Raw genomic sequence first — 17587 nt, 5'->3', positions numbered from 1 at the left:
GGACGACGCCGGGTTTCGCGGCGGTCTCTGTCATCTTGTCTCCCGGTAGGACTCGCCGACCGATTCGGCGTATTCCTGCGACTGCCGCAACGCTTCATCGACTGAGATCTGCCCGGCGATGGCCGCGGACAACTGCTGGCTGACCCGCGTGCCGAGGTCCTGGAACTCCGGGATGCCGACGAACTGGATCCCCGGATAGGGCACCGGGTTCACCATCGTGTTGCGCTGCTGCGCCTGATCGATTCCGTCCAAAGTGGGCTGTGCGTAGGCTTGAGCGGCCTGCTGGTACTCCGGGATCTGGTAGGTCGACAGGCGGCATCCCGGCGGAACCCGGTTCCAGCCGAAGGTGTTGCCGACCGTGCGCACGAACTGCTTGTCGGTCATCCACCGCATGAACCGCCAGGCGGCGTCCTTGTCCTCAGCCACCTTCGGCATGGCCAGCGACCAGGTGTAGAGCCAGCCGCTGGCGGCGGTGCGATCCACCGGCGCAGCCACGTAACCGGACTTGCCGACGACATTGCTGCTTTCCGGGTCCTCGTTGGTCCCGGCCATGACCGTGGCGTCGTACCACATCGCCGCCTGGCCCTGTGCGTACCGCGTGCCGCATTCGGAGAAGCCCGCGCTGGAGGCGCCGACCTCACCGTGCTGGCGCACCAGGTTGACGTAGAACTCCGCAGCGGCCCGGAATTCCGGCGAGGTCAGCTGCGCGTTCCAGTTCTCGTCGAACCAGCGGGCGCCGAAGGTGTTGGCGACCGTGGTGAACGGCGCCAGGCTCTCACCCCAACCCGGCTTGCCGCGCAAGCAGATGCCCGACACGCCCGCGGCCTTGTCGTCGAGCTTGGCGGCGAAGTCCGCGATCTGCTGCCAGGTCGGGTGTTCCGGCATGGTCAGCCCGGCCCGCTCGAACAAGTCCTTGCGGTAGGTCAGGAACGACGACTCGCCGTAGAACGGCACCGCGTACATCGACCCCTGGTACGACAGCGAATCCCGAATGCTGGGGATGAAGTCGTTCTGGTCGTAGTCCGGGCTGGCGTTGATGTAGGGCTGCAGGTTCTCCAACCAGCCGTTGGCCGCCCACTGCGGGGTTTCGTAGTTGCTGATCATCACCACGTCGAACTCGCCACCCTGGGTGGCGGTCGATGCGGTGATCTTGGCGCGCGCCTGGTTCTCCGGCAGCTGCACGAACTTCAGCCGGATGCCGGGGTTCTCGCGCTCGAACTGGTCCGACAGCGCGATGGCGTCCTCCATCTGCGGGTTGGACACGATCGCGATCACCAGCGTCCGCCCGCCCGAACCCAGCGACCCCGCTCCAGCGCAGCTGGTGAGCCCGAGCAGCGCGGCCACCGCGAGCAGCGCCAGCTTGCTCGGCCTGAGCCGGGATCGCTTCGCCTTGGTGGTCAGGTAGCGGAACCGCAGCGGGCGCCTCGGCTCCGGGATCCCCGACCCATGTACGTCCGACACCTCGTCGGAGCCGCCCTCGCGGGACGACCCCGGAGAACCCGCGGGTGGTCCATCTGCGTGCGTGGTGGAAAGCGGCTTCGCCGCTCGCCTGACGCCGAACCGCAGCCACGCCCAGTCCGCGCGACCTCTAAGCATCAACACCTCCTGGCAGGACCTGAACCTTCAGCCCGCTGCCGCTACGCATCAGCTCCAGGGCCGCGGGGAACTCCTCCAGCGGCAGCGTGTGGGTGAGCAGCGCCTCGGTGTCGATCGCTCCCGCCGCCACCAGATCGAGTGCGGCACCGAAGCTGTGCAGCACGGCCATCGAACCGACGATGGTGATTTCGTCGTTGTAGATCCGAAACGGGGACAGCGACACCCGCGCCTCGGCCGGGGCGACCCCGAACACCAGCAACCGGCCACCGCGGCGCAACGAGTCGAAGGCCGCCTCGATCGCGGGCGCCGCACCGGTGCAGTCGACGGCGGCATCGAATCGCTCGTCGAGCGCGGCGACGTCGGTCGCCACCGCCACCGCACCGAGTTGGGTCGCCCGGCCCAGCCGCGCTTCGTTGCGGTCGACCACCGTGACTCGGGCGCCACCACGTTGGAGCAACTGCTGCATCAGCAGCCCCATCGTGCCCGCGCCCACCACGAGGAACCGCTCCCCCGCCTCGACGCCGATCTGGCGGACGCCGTGCACCGCGCACGACACGGGTTCGACCAGTGCGCCCTGCTGCCAGGTCATCGAGTCGGGCATCCGGTGGCAGGTGGCCGCGGGCACTGCGACGTATTCGGCGAAGGCGCCGTCGACGGTGTCGCCGGTGGCGTTCCAGTTCGCGCAGAGGTTGCCGTGGCCGGAGCGGCAGGGCGTGCAGTATCCGCAGTACAGCGACGGGTCCACCGCGACCCGGTCACCGATCTTCCAGTCGCCCGGTACGTCCGCGCCGATCTCGACGACCTCACCGGCGAACTCGTGCCCCGGAACGATCGGGTAAGGCGTCGGCGGGAAGTGCCCGTCGGCGATGTGCAGGTCCGTGCCGCAGATCCCGCACGCACCGACCTTGACCACCAGCTGCCCGTGTTCCGGCTTCGGATCCGGCACGTCGCCAACCCTGATCGAGCCGGGCTGATCAATGATCGCGGCGCGCATGACACTCCATTTCGTACTGCTCATATGAGCGATTGTGCTCGCGGGTACCCCGCGATATGCCGAGCATTGAATTGCTTACCTGCCAGTTACGTCAACCTTTCAGCCAGATTTCACGCTAAGGTGCTCATATGAGCGCCAGAAGACGACGGCTCCCGACGGACACCATCACCGCCGCGTCCATCGCGCACCGGTACTTCGTCGAGGGCCGCGCGAAGCTGGAGATCGCGGCGGAGTTCGGCGTCAGCCGGTTCAAGGTGGCTCGAATCCTCGCCGCAGCGCAGGAAACCGGCCTGGTCACGATCGATTTCGACCTGCCGGTGCCGGTCGACCTCCCGCTGTCCGCCGAAATCCGGGCCGCCTACGGGCTCCGCCGGGTGCTGGTGCTCAATCGAGCGCAAACCAAGGCCGAGCGGACCGAACTGCGCCGCCGGATCGGGGCCCTGGCGGCGGCGCTGCTGGCCGAGATCGCCACGCCCGACGACGTGATCGGCCTGGCCTGGGCACGTTCGGTCAACGCCATGTCGGAAGCCGTCCGGACGCTCCCGAAGTGCCCGATCGTGCAACTGTGCGGCGTGCAGGCGGGCATGGACATGCGCGACCGCTCGGTGGAGACGGTCGGCCGGGTGGCGGCCGTCGGGGGTGGCGACGCCTACCCGATCTACGGCCCGCTGGTGCTCCCCGACCGCCGCACCAATGACATCCTGCGCAAGCAACCAGGCATCGCCGAAACGTTCGAGCAGTTCCAGCACCTGACCAAAGCGGTGGTCAGCATCGGAGCCTGGCTGCCCGGCGAGTCAACGGTCTACGACGCCCTGAGCCCAGCCGAGCGCGAGGCGATAGGCGAACGAGGGGCCGCGGCCGAGGTGGCGGCCCGCCTGTTCGACGCGGACGGCAACGCCCTGTCCACCGGCCTGGCCCACCACGTGCTGGCCATCCCCCACGACCAACTCCGCCGGGTTCCGGAGGTGATCGCCCTCGGCTACACGACACCGAAAGCGAAAGCGATAGACGCGGTCCTGCGCTCCGGCATCGTGACAACCCTGATCACCGACGCCGAATCCGCCGACCTGCTACTCGACCTCGCCAAGCAACGCCCGCCCCGGTAGCGACGCTATCCGCGTCGCCTCGTTCAGCTCGGTAGTTGGCGTTCGAGGTAGTCCCAGACCGCCGCCACGGCTTGGTCGTGGTAGATGTGCTCGCGCTTGGCCATCGATTCCGCTGGCGACGACCAGGTCGGCCAGCCACCGGCCGAGGCGGTGAGCAACTGCTGCGCGCAGGCGCGTTCGAGCAGCACTGCTGCGACCGTGGCGGTTTGCAGCGTCGCTCCGACGGCGACGATCCCGTGGTTGACGAGGAAGATCGCGCGGGCGTCCCCGAGTTCCAGTGCGACTGAGCGTCCGAGCTCTCTGGTGAGGATCAAGTCCGCGGTCTTGGTGAACCTGGGGACCTCCGGTGGCACGAAGTGGTTCGCGGCGTGGCTGACCGGGCGCAGCGCTTGGCCTGATGCCGCGAGCGCCACCGCGTGCGGCGGGTGGGTGTGCACCACCCCGCCGATGTCCGCGCGGGCGCCCATGATCTCGGTGTGGATGGGGAACTCGCTGTGCCGCAGCCCTTCCCCGACGAGCACGTTCCCGTCTTCGTCGACGAGGTGCACCCGGTCGGCGGTGACTTCGTCGAGCCCCCACTCGGCGGACTTGATCCAAGCCCCCCTGCCCTCGGGGTCTCGCGCGGCGGCATGTCCCCAGATGAGATCACCGTGCCCGGCCGCGGCCAGGATGCGGGACGAGGTCGCGACCAGTTCGCGGACTGAACTGCTCATGACTGGTCCGCCTCCAGTACCGCCTCTCCGCGATTCACAGTTGTGGTACCTCCAGCACGAATCTCGCGTTGCGTGGTTTCTGGTGGCTGGCTCGCGTCACGGTCCCCTGGGGTGCGGTTGAGGAGGACTGAGTTTGACACAGGGCTACTCATGCGTTGGTACTCCTCGGATCGTGCGGGCGACGTCCCGCACGATCGCGGGGCGTCACAGCAGGAGTGAGTTGATCTCCTCCGCTGCCTTCTTGAGCTGGGCGAGGATCTTCTTGCGGTTGCTCGCGGACATCCTGTTGACGGGCGCCGACGCGGTTACGGCCAGCCTCGTCGACTGGGTGGGTTTGAGGGCAACGGCGACCGAGGTGACGCCTTCTTCGCTCTCCTCGTCGCTGGTGGCGTAACCGCGGCGGCGAACCTCGTCGAGGACTTCCAACAGCCTGGTGCGGGTGCCGATGGAGTTGGACGTCAGCTTGGGGAGCCGCTCGTTCGGGTACAGCGCTTGGAGTTCCGCGTCGGACATGCCTGCGAGCATGGCCTTGCCGTTCGACGTGCAGTGCGCCGGGATGGAGCGGCCGAGTCGACCACCGACGCGGAGCGCGCGGCTGCTCTCGATGGAGTCGATGAAGTGCACGTCGCGCCCCTCCAACCGGCCGAGGTGCACGGTCTCGTCGAGTTCGGCGTTGAGCCGTTCCAACACCGGATGCGCGCGGGCCCGGACGTCGAGCCGCCGCAACACGCCCATGGCGATCCCGTCCAACGTCGGGCCCGGAATGTAGCTGCGGGTCTCGCTGTCCTGCCGGACGAAACCGCGGAACTGCAGCATCGCCAGCAACCGGTGCGCGGTGGAGGAGGCCACTCCCAGCAGCTGGCTGACCTCGGTCAGCCGCACGCTCGGCCGCTCTCCGAGCAGGAGCAGGACGCGAAGGGCATTGTCGACCGACTCGATCGGGTACTGCGGAGCGACCCCGTACTCGGGCGGGGCCGGATAGGCCTCGGTTCCATCCATGTGTCGAGCGTATGCGTTGCCCATCTACTGTCCGAATCGGCCGGTGCGATGGCGCTGCCCGTCGAGCCATCTCAATCCAGTCCGGCCAGTTCGTGGCGCCATGCGATCTCCTCGCGCAGCGGTGCTGGTTCGGTGCTGGTGTCGGTCATCGTCGGTCCCCGTATTCGTTTGCTGGGCGGATGATCCGCGGTCGTTGATCAACGGGCGATCGGTGCTCCCGGATGCGTGGTGGGCGCCACTGCGCTCCTGACGTCGTCGAGGTGCGCATCCCGGTGCAGGGCCCTTCGGCAGGCGACGAGCGCGCGCGGCCAGTTGATGGTCGCCGCTCCGGCGAGCCTGCCATCGGAGTCGGCGTACAGCACGGCAAAGCTCCGCGGGTCCGCGCCAGCGACGAAGTGCGCTGCGAGCCCGTTGCCGGTTCGACCTGCCAACTGGAACTTCCAGTCGTACTGGTCACTCCAGACGTATTCCACCGGCGCGTGCACACGCGGGTTGTTCGACTGCGTGATGTTGTGCGCCACGCATGCCGCCTGCTCCACAGCGTTCGTCCAGTGCTCGACGCGCACCAACCTGCCGTGTCCTGGGTGGAACCAACGCGCGACGTCGCCAACGCCGTGGACATGTGGTGCGTCGAGGGCCCGGCTGTACTGATCGCAAACCAGCCCGTCGTCGATCCGCAGACCGCTTGAGCGAAGCCACTCGACGTCGGGTATCGCACCGATGCCCACCACCACGGTGGTGGCTGCCAGTGCCGAGCCGTCGGTCAGCCGGACCACCAGAGAACCCCCGGACTCGTCGATGGCCCGCACGCCGACTCCGAACCGGGTGGCGACACCGCGTTCGCGGTGCAGCGCGGCGAACCTGGCTGCGACCGCGGGGTCCAACGCGCGGCTCATCGGCACCGGCTGCGGGTCGACGATCGACACGTCCTCGATGCCGATTTCCCGAGCGGTAGCGGCAACTTCCGCCCCGATGAAGCCAGCGCCGATCACCACCAGCGGGCCGCCTCGCCGAAGATCCGCGCGTAGTGCCTCGGCGTCGTCCAGGGTGCGCAACACGTGCAGGCCGGGCGGCCGCCCCCACGGGGACGGGCGCGCTCGTGCCCCGGTCGCGATCACCACGTCGTCGAACTCCAGGCGCCGACCGTCCGCCAGTTCGACGCGACTACCGTCGAGGTCCAGCCGGGTCGCGGCACATCCCAGCTCCAACCGGATACCGGCTTCGGCCGCTGCGCTCTCGGAGAGCAGCGTGATGCCAGCTCGATCGTTGGTGCCAGCCAACAGCGACTTGGACAACGGTGGCTTGTCGTACGGCAGAACGCGTTCCTGGCCGACGAGCACGACATCGCCGTCGTACCCGGCACCGCGCAGCGCCTGCGCGGTGCGCACCCCGCCGACCGAAGAACCCACGATCACGGTTCTCATCGATCTCCGATCGACAGCGCCGAAACCGGACACGTCCGCACCGCTGCTTCCAACCTGGCCCGCTCCTCCTCCGGGACCTCGTGCTTCAACAGCACGACTAGGCCGTCATCATCGATGTCGAACGCATCATCGGCGGCCACAACGCAATTGGCGTAGCCCTGGCACATCTCCAGGTTCGCCGTCAGCTTCAGCATGGTTACCTCCTCGTCGGCGTGACGCGGCACGCCGTCACGCCTTGACCCCGATTCCGCCGTCGGTGTGCACCACTTCTCCGGTGATCCCGCGCGATCGAGGCGCGGCCAGGAACACGTAGCTCCAGGCGTGGTCCTCGCCCGAGAGGGCTACTCGCAGTGGCACGCGTCCGGCCAGTTCGGCTTCGCGTCCCGGGCTGTCGTTGAGCCGTTCGTCGCCCAGTCCGAGGCTGCCGAGTCCGCGCAGGTCCGTGTTGAGCGTTCCGCCGGGGGCGACTCCGTTCACCCGGATCTCGGGGGCCAATTCGTGGGCCAATGCCGTGACGAGTCCGCGCACCGCGAACTTGGAGGACACGTAGAGCACCCCACCGCGACCCGGGTAGTAGGCCGATGTGGACTCGGTGAGGACGATCGAGCCGCGACTTTCCCGCAGAGCTGGCAACGCGGCCTTGACCGAGTGCAGGTGGCTCTTGACGTTCACGCTGAACATCTCGTCGAAGGCGCTGTCCACGGCGTCCGGTGCCACCTCTTCGATACCCCGGTAGAAGTCGAAGACGCCCACGCAGTTGACGAGCACGTCGAGCCCGCCGAACGCGTCCAGTGCGGCGGACACCGCTTCGTCGTTGGCATCCCGGGTAGTGGCGTCACCGACCACCACCGGCATTCCCGCGACGTCCGCGGTGAGCTGCCGCGCCTTGGCTTCGTCGATCTCCAGGGCGGCGACCTCTGCTCCTTCAGCGCGGAAGGCGTCGATCACCGCACGACCGATGCCCGAGCCCGCCCCGACCACGAGGGCCCGCTGACCGGCCAGCCATCCACTCATGTCTCCTCCTCCGGGGTGATCAGCGGTGCGTACGGGTTGCCGATCAGGGCCGAATACGTGTCCGGGTTCTGCCAGGTGAGCGCCTCCACCTCGTACGGGCACAGCGCCACCCACTGCCCCGACTTCGGCGACTCGATCAGCAGCCGCGCGCCGTTGCGCGTGTCCACCCGGCAGACCCGGACCTCGGCGAACTCGTTGCCCAGCACGATCGCTTCCCCGCGTTGCCGGGCGCGCAACTCGCGGTGCTCGGCCGCAGCGCGCGCCGCGGCCCGCGCGTCCTCATCTTCGCCTTCCCAACCGAGTTTCATAGGAATATCGCCAGGTTCTGGGTCCGCAGCACAGCGTCGTCCACCAGGATCGTTCGCCGGGCGAGCCGCCATTGCCCGACATCGGCGGTGCGGCGGAGCAGGTCCTCGCGCCCCGCGGAGATCACCGCCGGTTCGCGGACATCGCCACGGCTGCGGTAGAGCAGCACCGCGGAGTCCACCACGAGGTGGTCCGGATCATCGGTGGCGAAGGTCCGCACATTGGTCACGTAGTGCCGCAACCTGGACGGCGGGTCCTCCGTCCAGGCGTGCTCGGTCTGGAAGCGCGCCACGCGCCGGTTCAACGAGTACTTGTTCTCGTCGAAGTGCGCCATGCCGGGCGCGCAGTCGTAACCGGCGCCCCGCGCGGTGGTGACCCGCACCGGCATGAGGTAGTGGATGTCGTCGGTGAGCAGCTCCAGCCAACGCTCGTAGTCCTGGGCGTCGAGCACGTAGGCTTCGTCGACGAGCCACTGGTGTGCTTGCAGGTGTCGCTCGTCCGAGAACGGCAAGGTCTGGCCGACCCGCTGGATCCGCGAAGCGTGGGCACCGAGCCTGGAGTCCACAGCGGACTCGTCCGCTTCTCCGCGATTTACAGTGGTGGTTGCGTCCAGCCCAATCTCCTGTTGCGTGGTTTCTTGTGGCTGGTTTGCGTCGCGGTCCCCTGAGGTGCGGTTGAGGACTACTGGGGTTGACACAGGGCTGCTCATGCCGTCACCGCCTCGGTCTCGTTGGAAGTCGCGCCGACCGGTGCTTCGCCCACCCTCACGGATGCCACCGGGGCACTTGGCCGCGCCAGGTAGTCGGACCAACGGTTCAGCATGTGGCGCTGGTTGTATTCGCCGTAGCCGACGTGGGCTTCGCCTGGACCGGCGAACTGCTCCTTCGTCAGCGCCGGTGTTGTTGCCGCACCGTCTTCCAGCAGACCCATGCGGCTGTTCAGCAGCAGTCGGCGGGCCATCGCGCCACCAGCGGTGTGCGTCAGCGAAACCCAGTTCTCGACGTCGTCCTGCTCGAACATCCCGGTGCTGCCGAAGCACATCAGGTACGCCTTGTAGGACAGCGCCTTGAACTCCTCAGGTGCCTCGGCATCGACCGCGAACCAGGACAGCACTTCCGTCTCGCCAGCGGAGATCGGCTGCCAGGTGCGGATCGAGATGAACGGCAACACGTCCTCGGAATCCTCGACCCGCGGCCAGTTGTGCACCAGGCTCATGTTGGGAAACAGCGATGCGGCGGAAACCATGAAGCCGTCCCGCCCCACGACGTCGAGTTGGTCCGCTGTCCAGGACCGCTTCATCCCTTCGATCACCGATTCGGGATAGCCGACGTAGCGCAGCCGCTCTTCGAGGGTGCCCGGCGGCAGCTTGTAGGTCGTGCCGCCGCCGTTGCCAGCCCAGTAGGTGTTGCCGTCCTTGCGCTTCTCCGCCTTCGGCTCGCGGAACAGGCCGATCTCCACAACGCTCGTATGCGTCTGCGGGGTGTGGTACATGTCCCCGGCGAAGTTCTCCGCGCCGATCTTCCAGTTGGCCTTGATGCGCCAACGTTGCGGCCCGGACAGTTCGATCCCGCTGGGCGACTGCTTGGTGTAGTAGTCGAGGTAGAACGCGAAGTCCCCGAGGTAGTCCACCAGTGGCGGCGCATCCGGGTCGAGGCTGATGAAGATCAACCCGTTGTAGGTGTCCAGCGACGGCGCCGGAAGCAGCGTCTGGCCCTTCCGCCGGAATCCGGCCTCGCCGCCGTAGGCGTCCTTGTGGAACGGCAGCCCGACGAGCCGCCCGTCGTTGCGGTAGGACCAACCGTGGTACGGGCAGCGGAAGTGGGATGCGTTGCCCATCTCCGCCCGGCAGACCTGCATCCCGCGGTGCAGGCACATGTTGAACAGCGCCCGGACTTCCCCGTCCTCACCCCGCGAGATGATGAACGAGTCGTCCAGCACTTGGCGCACCACGTAGTCGCCGGGCTGCGGAACTTCCGAGACGTGTCCCACGAAGATCCACGCACGGTTGAACAACCGCTCGCGTTCGAGCCGGAAGACTTCTTCGTCGTTGTAGATGTGCGCCGGGATCATCCCGCGTCGCACCGCCTCCGGATCGAAGGGCAGTTCCGCCATCAGTGACTCCCACCTGACGTGTTGAGCTGGCCAGGACCGTTCAACGGCAACCAACCATTCTCTGCTTTGCAGAGTTATGTTCTTCTATACAGAGTGAACCGTGGTGCTGGGACCTGTCAACCCGGTACCGAATCCTGTTGCTCGCGGCTTCCAGCGATGGGCACGCATGACTGCGAGGCGTCGCTCGCACGACGCCTCGCAGCGGTTCCTCGACTCGGTTCTGCGCGACCGGCTCAGTCGAGCAAGACCGTGACGGCCTTGGTCTCGGTGTAGGACAGGAGCTCGTCGATCGACTCCTCGCGGCCGACCCCGGACGCCTTCACCCCGCCGAACGGCAGCCCCCAGAAGTGCCGGGAGCTCCCGTTGACCCAGACATAACCCGCTTGCAGTCGAGCCGCCATCCGGTGCGCGCGGTTGACGTCGCTCGTCCAAACACCAGCGGTGAGCCCGTATTCGCTCCGGTTGGTGATCTCGACCGCGTCGTCCTCGTCTCGAAAGGTCAGCACGGACAGCACCGGACCGAAGATCTCTTCGACCGCTGCGGGGTTGTCGGCTGCCAGCTCCCCCAGGACGGTCGGTTCGACGTACCAGCCGTCCGCACCGACACCGTCCGGCCGACCACCACCGACCAGCACTCGGGCCCCGGCGGCGGTCGCCCGCCCGATCGCGCTCAGGGCTTTCTCGTACTGCCTGCGGTCGATCAGCGGCCCCATTTCGGTCCCATCGGCCAGCGGGTGCCCGACCCGGATCGCCCGCACCTGTTCGACCACCCTGCCGAGAACCTCTTCGGCGATCGACTCGTGCAACAGGAGACGACTGGTCGAGCCGCACGACTGCCCAGCGGTCGCGGTGAAGTTCATCCCGAACACCGCGCTGTCAGCTGCCCGAACCAGGTCCGCGTCGGGCATCACGATCAACGCGTTCTTGCCTCCGAGCTCCAGGCTGACGTGCTTCACCCCGCTTTCCGCGGCCTGGCGCTGCACCAGACGACCGGTTTCCGGGGCTCCGATGAAGCCGATGCGGCGAATCAGCGGATGCCGCACCACGGCCTGACCGGTGACCGCCCCACGACCGGTCACCACCGCACACAGATCAGGGCCGAACACCTCAGCGGCGATCTCAGCCATGCGCAGCGCGGACAGCGGCGTCTGGTCCGCAGCTTTGACCACGACAGCATTGCCAGCCACCAGCGGGGCGGCCGCCTTGCTCGCCGCGAAGAACAGCGGGTGGTTGAACGGCACGATTCGCGCCACCACGCCGTAAGGCTGCTGCACGCTGTAATGCAGGTTGCGCGACAAGGGATACGTCGCACCGCCGATGCCCAACGCATGGTCGGCCATGATCTCCAGGACGGTCGCGGCGGCCTCCACATCGGCGGTCATCACGGGCAGCGGGAAACCCGCGTCGACGGCATCGAGCGTGGCCAGTTCGACGGCGTTGCCGCGCAGGAGTGCGGCGAACTCGCGGACCTTCCCAGCGCGCTCGCGAGGCGGCAGCAGCGCCCACGATCGTTGGGCATCGCCTGCGGCGCGGACGATTCGGTCGACTTCCTCGGGTGAGCAGTCCGGGACCTCTGCGAGCTGAGCACCGGTAGTCGGGTCCTCCACCTCGTACCGGGCGCGCGTCCGCATCGGCCGCCCGTCGAGCAGCACCTGCCACGACCGGTCCACGACGGCAGTTTCCGGATCTCTCATTGTGGGTCGTCCTCTCTGGATTCCAGCCGATTCCGGCGTCCGAGCGCTGGCTTGGTGCCTGTCTCTTGTTCTTGTTTTGAAGCGGCGCAGCCGCTTAGCCCACCTACGGCACTTGCACCGCCGCGGGTTCTCAGACGTCGTCTCGGGAGGACAGCCACGACGTGGTGTATGGCATACATGATGTCGGGATCCCGGACCGAGACGGCGTCTGAGGTTCCGCCACCCGCACCGCCACGCAACCGAATTCGCGCACTCTCCTAAACAACGCTCGGCAAGATGAAGATCAGCCAGGTGAGCGCGGGCGCGCTGACGGCCATCCCGATGCCCCAGGCGAACATCACGCGGAACAGCGATTTGCGCTCGTCTTCCGGCGCATTGGCCAGGGTCAGCGCACCCACCGAGGAGAACGGGGTCGAATCGACGACGGTGGCCGAGATCGCCAGGGCGATGACCATCGCGGTCACGCCGACCTTCCCCTGGACGAGAAACGGCACCGCGAGCGGCAAAAGCACGCCGAGCAGCCCGGCGCTGGAAGCGAAGGCCGAGGTAAAGGCCGCCACGATGCAGAGCAGGAATGCGGTCAGCAGCGGCGCGCCGAGCCCGGCGATGGCTCCCCCGACGAGATCGACCGTGCCGTAGCGCTGCAATGCCGCGACGAACGTGACCACACCGCAGATCAGCAGTACGACCGACCAGACGATGCGCCGGTCGGCCCCGGCGAAGCGGCTGGGGAAGCAGGCGTGCAGCAAAGCGGCGGCCGCCAGGGCGAGGATGCCGATCTCGATTTCGAAGACCAACGCCCCGACCGCAACCGCGAGGATGACGACGAGCGTCGTCGCCTGATCGAATCGCAACTTCGCGCGCTCGCGAACGGCCGGGCTGGAAATGGTGGCGGGCGCGGCGCCGGGGCCGTTGCCAACCGCCACGGCAACGGCTTCCGCATGGCGCCGCCGGAGCAGCGCACGGCCGCCGAAGAGCAGGTAGATCACGACGGCGAGGCCGAGGTTGTAGGCGGCGTTGCCGAGGAAGAGCGCTGCCGCCGAGGTTTCGAGTCCGTTCGCGGCCGCTGCCTGTCGCAGGATGATCGCCAATCCATTGAGCGGCGAGAAGTTCCCCGCGCACGATCCGTGCATGACCATCAGCGCCGACATCCGCCGATCGACCCCGTACCTCTCGCCGAGCCTGAGGCACAGCGGAGCGAGCATGGCCACCCCGGCTGGCCCCAACGCTCCTGCGGTGGTCGGCACCGCGGAGAACACGAAGATGAGCCAGGGCACCAGCGCCGGTCGGTCACCGAGCAAGCCAACGGCCCGATCGACGATCCATTCGATCGTTCCGTTGGCCGCGGCGAGGCCGAAGAGGTAGGTGACGCCGACGAGGAGTACGAACAGGTCCGGCGGAAAGCCGGACAGCAGTTCGTCGAAGCTCTCGCCAGCGACGAGAGTTCCGACTAGGAAGGTCGCGGTGAGCGCCAGCACACCGATGTTGACCGGGCGCAGCGTTCCGATGATGAAGACGAGTAATAGGGCCACGACTCCGATGGCGTGGATGGACACGAGCTCTCCCTGGGCCGACGGGACAGTGACAAACGGGAGAGGGCTCCCGCCCGGTTGGCCACTTCTGTTGTGCAGAGGTACCTTCTGCCAATTCGCCGTGTCCGTCAAGACTCGACATCAACAGGGTTGACGACCGAACATCCCCGATAGACACTTCTGCACCACAGATAACTTCTCCTCTGTACAGAGTCGCAACCGAAGAGGTGAGCGCGATGGTCCCGGTCCGCACCGGAGCAGACCTGGTGGTCGAATGCTTGGCCGTCGAAGGGGTACGGCTGGTCGCGGGTGTCCCGGGCACAACTGTCATGGACCTCATCGACAGCTTCGCGCGCCAGGACACCATCCGCTTCGTGTCCACCCGGCACGAGCAGGTGGCCGGTTTCCTCGCCGACGGCATATCGCGGTCCGGAACCGGGCTCGGGACTTGCCTGGCCTCTCGCGGGCCCGGCGCCGCCAATCTCGCCATCGCCGTGCAGAACGCCTACGACGAGTCCGTGCCGCTGCTCGTGCTGATCGGTCAGGTCCCGTCAGATGTGGTTGAGCGACGGGCGTTCGAGGAGATGGACGTCCTGGCGACGTTTCGACCGATGACAAAGTGGACGCTGGAGATCCACGACGTTCGGCGCGTACCGGAACTCCTGCAACGCGCCATCCGGACCACGACATCGGGCCGACCTGGGCCGGTGGTCGTGTCACTGCCGCTCGACGTACTGCAATCACCCGCCCCGGAGGAGACGGTGCCCGCGCCGCGGCGACGAATCCATCCGCCAGCAGCCGCGCCAGCAGCCGTCGACGAGGCCGCGGAACTGCTCGCGGGTGCCCACCGCCCCGCAATGCTGCTCGGCGGCGGGGCTTCGGGCGATCCCCGCACCTACCTCCAACTCGCCGAGAGCACCGCGACACCACTGCTGACCACGTGGTTGCGGCAGAGCATCGTCTCGCACGACCACCGCGCATTCCTCGGTGCGCTCGGCTACGGCGCCCACGACATCTCAGAGCAGGTGGTCCGAGAAGCAGACGTGCTGCTCGCGTTCGGTTGCCGGTTCTCCGAATTCACCACCAAGCGCTGGACGCTGATCTCACCCGCCACGAAGCTCGTGCACGTTGACATCGACCCGGACGAACTCGGCCGCATCTACCCACCGGACGTCGGCATCGTCGCCGACGCACAACTCGCCGCCCGAGCACTGGTGGACGCCACTGCGCACGCGCCCAGCGCCAGCAGGGTGGAGCGGCTGAGCAAGCTCAGGAGCACCTACGACCAGGAAGCCACCCTCGACGATGAGGCCACCGCGCCGACCTCGGGGGTCTCCAGCAAGAACGTCGTGCGCGCGCTGCAGGAGCTCGCCGACCGCAGCGGAATCCTGCTGGTCCAGGACGCCCCCAGCTTCGGGCCGTGGAGCCACCGCTACCTGCGCTTGCCGCGGCATCGCAGCTTCTTCGGATCCGCTGGCGGTGCGATGGCCTGGGGACTGCCCGCTGGCATGGGGATAGCGCTGGCCAGCCCGGACCAGCGCGTGATCACCGTCAGCGGGGACGGCAGCTTCTGGATGGTGGCCCAGGACTTCGAAACCTGCGTTCGCGAGCGCATCCCGCTGGTGAACGTCGTGATGAACAACTTCTCGTACGGCAACACCCGGGACCGCCAGCGGTTCGCCCACGACGGCCGCTTCCTCGGCGTCTTCTACGGCAACCCGGATTTCGCCGACTTCGCCCGCTCACTCGGCGGCTTCGGCATCCGCGTCGAGGCTGACGACGATCTGCGACCAGCACTGGCAGCGGCCCTGGACCAGGACCGCCCGGTCATCATCGACGTCGTGCAGGACCGCATGGCCGGTCTGCCACCGGGGCTCGCGCCACCCGCCGCACGCTGAACCCCCGACCGCGGGCCGAGCAGGTCCCAACCCCAGGAGCCCCGTCATGGACGCGCCTCTGTTCACCCTCGCCTGCCAGGCTTACGACCGCATGCTGCCGTTGCGCGACGGCACCGTCCGCCTCGGCGGCGCGCGGATCAACTTCCTCGACCTGCCGGTGGAGGAGACGTTCTTGCGAATGCTGAAGTTCCACGAATTCGACATCGCGGAGATGTCGCTTTCCAGCTACGTGCTGACGCTCAGCAGGGGCGCACCTTTCACAGCCGTGCCGGTCTTCCCGTCGCGCGCCTTCCGGCACAGCGGAATCTACGTGCGAACGGACTCGCGGATCACGGAACCAGCGGAACTCGGCGGCCGAGTGGTCGGCGTTCCGGAATACCAGATCACCGCCGCGGTGTGGATCCGCGGCATCCTCGCCGAACACCACGGCCTGGCGGTCAACTCGGTCCGCTACCGCACCGGAGGGCTCGACGAACCAGGCCGAACCGAGAAGCTGGCGCTGCACCTGCCGCCCGACGTGGAGGCGACCGAGATCGGGGCGGGTCAGACCCTCTCCCAGATGCTGCTGGACGGCGAGGTGGATGCCATCTACAGCGCGCGCAACCCGCGCCGACTCCACAGCGGCATCCGACGGCTGTTCGCCGACCCGGTGGAGGTCGAACGCGCCTACCACTCCCGAACCGGCATCTTCCCGATCATGCACGTGCTCGTCATCCGCCGAGAAGTGCACGAACAACACCGGTGGCTCGCCCGCGAGCTGGCCAAGGCATGCGAGACGGCGAAAGCACTGGGAATGGCGGGGATCGAGGAGACCGCCGCACTGCCGTACGCCCTCCCCTGGCTCTGGGCAGAAGTCGACCGCACCCGAGAAGCACTGGGCGCCGACTGGTGGCCCTACGGACTGGAACCGAACCGAACTACCCTGGAAGCGTTCCTGCGCTACTCGCACGAACAAGGTCTCGCCGACAAACGCTATGCCCCGGAAGAACTCTTCGCCCCCGAGTCCCTCGAATCCGTCATCATCTGACCCACATCGACTCCACCCGTCGCAACGAAGGTGGCCACGACGCCTTCCGCACCCGCTCCAACCTCCCGAGCGAGACAATGCGGATTGGGACGGACCGACTCCTTCGACGATCCCGCGTGCCGAGTCGGTCGTCATGCGGGGTAGCTGCTACTTCGTGGTCTTGTTGAGGGTGCCGCTGACGTAGCGCATGTCGCCCATGCGCATGTCGTCGTCCTTCAGAGGCGGAAGGTCGTTGGCGGCGAACAGGTCTCGGATGCTGATTCCGTTCAGCGCCCAGCCACGGTCGGTCAGGTAGGGAGCCGCTTCGTTGCGCTCACCGAAATATCGCAGCCTCGCCATGTCGGGATCGAAACTGTGCGCACGCCAGCGTTCGGAGATGCGGTGCAGGCGTTCCTTCGTCTTGTCCTCGTCGCCCGGTTGCGGGTTGGGCTTGCTTTCGGTGGCCACCCGGCTTCCCGGCGCGCTGAGTTCGGTGATGGTGTCCAGCAGGCGGTCCTGTGCCTCGGGCGGCAGGTAGCCCAGCAGACCTTCGGCGCTCCACGCGGTCGGCCCGGCCGGGTCGAATCCGGCGGTGCGCAGTGCGGTGGGCCAATCGTCGCGCAGATCGACCGCGGCCACTCTCCGGTCGGCGGTGGGCGCAGCGCCCAACTCGGCCAGTGTGCGGGTCTTGAATTCGACGACCTGCGGCTGGTCGACCTCATACACCACGGTTCCGGTCGGCCAGGGCAGTCGGTACGCGCGAGAATCCAGCCCCGAGGCCAGGATCACGACCTGCGTGATGCCCGCGTTCGTCGCATCGAGGAAGAACTCGTCGTAGAACTTGGTACGTACCTTGGCCACGTCGATCCATACCTGCTCGACCAAGTCGTTGGGGGGCACTTCGCCGGTCGCCAGCCGGGTGAGCAGGTCGACGCCGACCGCTCGGACGAGCGGTTCGGCGAACGGGTCGTCGATGAGCGAACGATCCGCGCGGGTAGCTATCGCCCGGGCCGCCGCGGCCATGGTGGCGGTCGCGCCGACGCTGGATGCCAGGTCCCAGGTGTCTCCGTCGTACCTGGTGGAAGTCACGTTCTGCCCTGTCTTTCTTTGGACTTGGGTCGTGTTTGAGAAGTGGCGTACCACTTTTCAAGGTTTGGGTGGGTTTGTCGGGTTGGTTGTGGGGGTTCGTAGCC

The 17587-nt window shown here is 67.4% G+C and carries 16 protein-coding genes; 3 read left to right on the top strand and 13 right to left on the bottom strand.

Annotated features, from left to right (window positions below):
• Positions 1-30 precede the first annotated feature (30 nt).
• Positions 31-1596: an ABC transporter substrate-binding protein gene (locus tag MOQ72_RS13090; protein WP_242183618.1), complete on the bottom strand. Its 1566-nt coding sequence runs from the start codon at positions 1594-1596 to the stop codon at positions 31-33.
• Positions 1589-2590, bottom strand: a complete 1002-nt coding sequence (locus tag MOQ72_RS13085) for a zinc-dependent alcohol dehydrogenase family protein (RefSeq protein WP_242183717.1) — start codon at positions 2588-2590, stop codon at positions 1589-1591. The genes MOQ72_RS13090 and MOQ72_RS13085 overlap by 8 nt, the downstream gene beginning before the upstream one ends.
• A gap of 128 nt (positions 2591-2718) precedes the next feature.
• On the opposite strand from MOQ72_RS13085, the gene MOQ72_RS13080 reads away from it, so the two are divergent.
• Positions 2719-3696, top strand: coding sequence for a sugar-binding transcriptional regulator (locus tag MOQ72_RS13080; RefSeq protein ID WP_242183617.1), 978 nt, complete (start codon positions 2719-2721; stop codon positions 3694-3696).
• Between the two features lie 23 nt (positions 3697-3719).
• Here the strand turns inward: MOQ72_RS13080 and MOQ72_RS13075 are convergent, their stop codons facing one another.
• From MOQ72_RS13075 to MOQ72_RS13030, 10 genes are all read right to left on the bottom strand, one after another.
• Positions 3720-4409 carry a class II aldolase/adducin family protein gene (locus MOQ72_RS13075; RefSeq protein ID WP_242183616.1) on the bottom strand — a complete coding sequence of 230 codons (690 nt, stop codon included), beginning with the start codon at positions 4407-4409 and terminating at the stop codon, positions 3720-3722.
• Between the two features lie 204 nt (positions 4410-4613).
• Entirely contained in the window at positions 4614-5408 is a 795-nt protein-coding gene (locus tag MOQ72_RS13070; RefSeq protein ID WP_242183615.1) for an IclR family transcriptional regulator, read from the bottom strand.
• A gap of 197 nt (positions 5409-5605) precedes the next feature.
• A complete protein-coding gene (locus MOQ72_RS13065) occupies positions 5606-6832 on the bottom strand; it encodes an NAD(P)/FAD-dependent oxidoreductase (RefSeq protein WP_242183614.1) in 1227 nt (408 codons plus the stop codon).
• Positions 6829-7026 carry a ferredoxin gene (locus MOQ72_RS13060; protein ID WP_242183613.1) on the bottom strand — a complete coding sequence of 66 codons (198 nt, stop codon included), beginning with the start codon at positions 7024-7026 and terminating at the stop codon, positions 6829-6831. Before MOQ72_RS13060 ends, MOQ72_RS13065 begins: the two co-directional genes overlap by 4 nt.
• Before the next feature lie 34 nt (positions 7027-7060).
• The gene (hcaB, locus tag MOQ72_RS13055; protein ID WP_242183612.1) at positions 7061-7846 is read right to left on the bottom strand and encodes a 3-(cis-5,6-dihydroxycyclohexa-1,3-dien-1-yl)propanoate dehydrogenase; all 786 of its coding nucleotides are present in this window, start codon (positions 7844-7846) and stop codon (positions 7061-7063) included.
• Complete coding sequence (locus MOQ72_RS13050; RefSeq protein ID WP_242183611.1) at positions 7843-8154, bottom strand: hypothetical protein; 312 nt, start codon at positions 8152-8154, stop codon at positions 7843-7845. The genes hcaB and MOQ72_RS13050 overlap by 4 nt, the downstream gene beginning before the upstream one ends.
• Positions 8151-8717 (bottom strand): 3-phenylpropionate/cinnamic acid dioxygenase subunit beta, encoded by a 567-nt coding sequence (locus MOQ72_RS13045; protein ID WP_242183609.1) that lies wholly within the window; start codon positions 8715-8717, stop codon positions 8151-8153. Before MOQ72_RS13045 ends, MOQ72_RS13050 begins: the two co-directional genes overlap by 4 nt.
• A 140-nt stretch (positions 8718-8857) precedes the next feature.
• The gene (locus MOQ72_RS13040) at positions 8858-10264 is read right to left on the bottom strand and encodes a Rieske 2Fe-2S domain-containing protein (RefSeq protein ID WP_242183607.1); all 1407 of its coding nucleotides are present in this window, start codon (positions 10262-10264) and stop codon (positions 8858-8860) included.
• 233 nt (positions 10265-10497) lie between these two features.
• Positions 10498-11958, bottom strand: a complete 1461-nt coding sequence (locus tag MOQ72_RS13035; RefSeq protein ID WP_242183605.1) for an aldehyde dehydrogenase family protein — start codon at positions 11956-11958, stop codon at positions 10498-10500.
• 257 nt (positions 11959-12215) lie between these two features.
• On the bottom strand, positions 12216-13514 hold the full coding sequence (locus tag MOQ72_RS13030) for an SLC13 family permease (protein WP_242183603.1): 1299 nt from the start codon (positions 13512-13514) through the stop codon (positions 12216-12218).
• 212 nt (positions 13515-13726) lie between these two features.
• Here MOQ72_RS13030 and MOQ72_RS13025 point away from each other — a divergent pair, with 212 nt between their 5' ends.
• Positions 13727-15388: a thiamine pyrophosphate-binding protein gene (locus tag MOQ72_RS13025; protein ID WP_242183601.1), complete on the top strand. Its 1662-nt coding sequence runs from the start codon at positions 13727-13729 to the stop codon at positions 15386-15388.
• Positions 15389-15434: 46 nt separating this feature from the next.
• Complete coding sequence (locus MOQ72_RS13020) at positions 15435-16415, top strand: substrate-binding domain-containing protein (RefSeq protein ID WP_242183599.1); 981 nt, start codon at positions 15435-15437, stop codon at positions 16413-16415.
• 147 nt (positions 16416-16562) lie between these two features.
• Here the strand turns inward: MOQ72_RS13020 and MOQ72_RS13015 are convergent, their stop codons facing one another.
• Entirely contained in the window at positions 16563-17483 is a 921-nt protein-coding gene (locus tag MOQ72_RS13015; protein WP_242183597.1) for an SAM-dependent methyltransferase, read from the bottom strand.
• Between the last annotated feature and the right edge of the window lie 104 nt (positions 17484-17587).

The sequence above is a fragment of the Saccharopolyspora soli genome, assembly GCF_022678645.1.
GTDB classification, from domain to species: domain Bacteria; phylum Actinomycetota; class Actinomycetes; order Mycobacteriales; family Pseudonocardiaceae; genus Saccharopolyspora; species Saccharopolyspora soli.
Note: the sequence above shows the minus strand (reverse complement) of the source record. Positions and strands in the feature narration are given on the sequence as shown.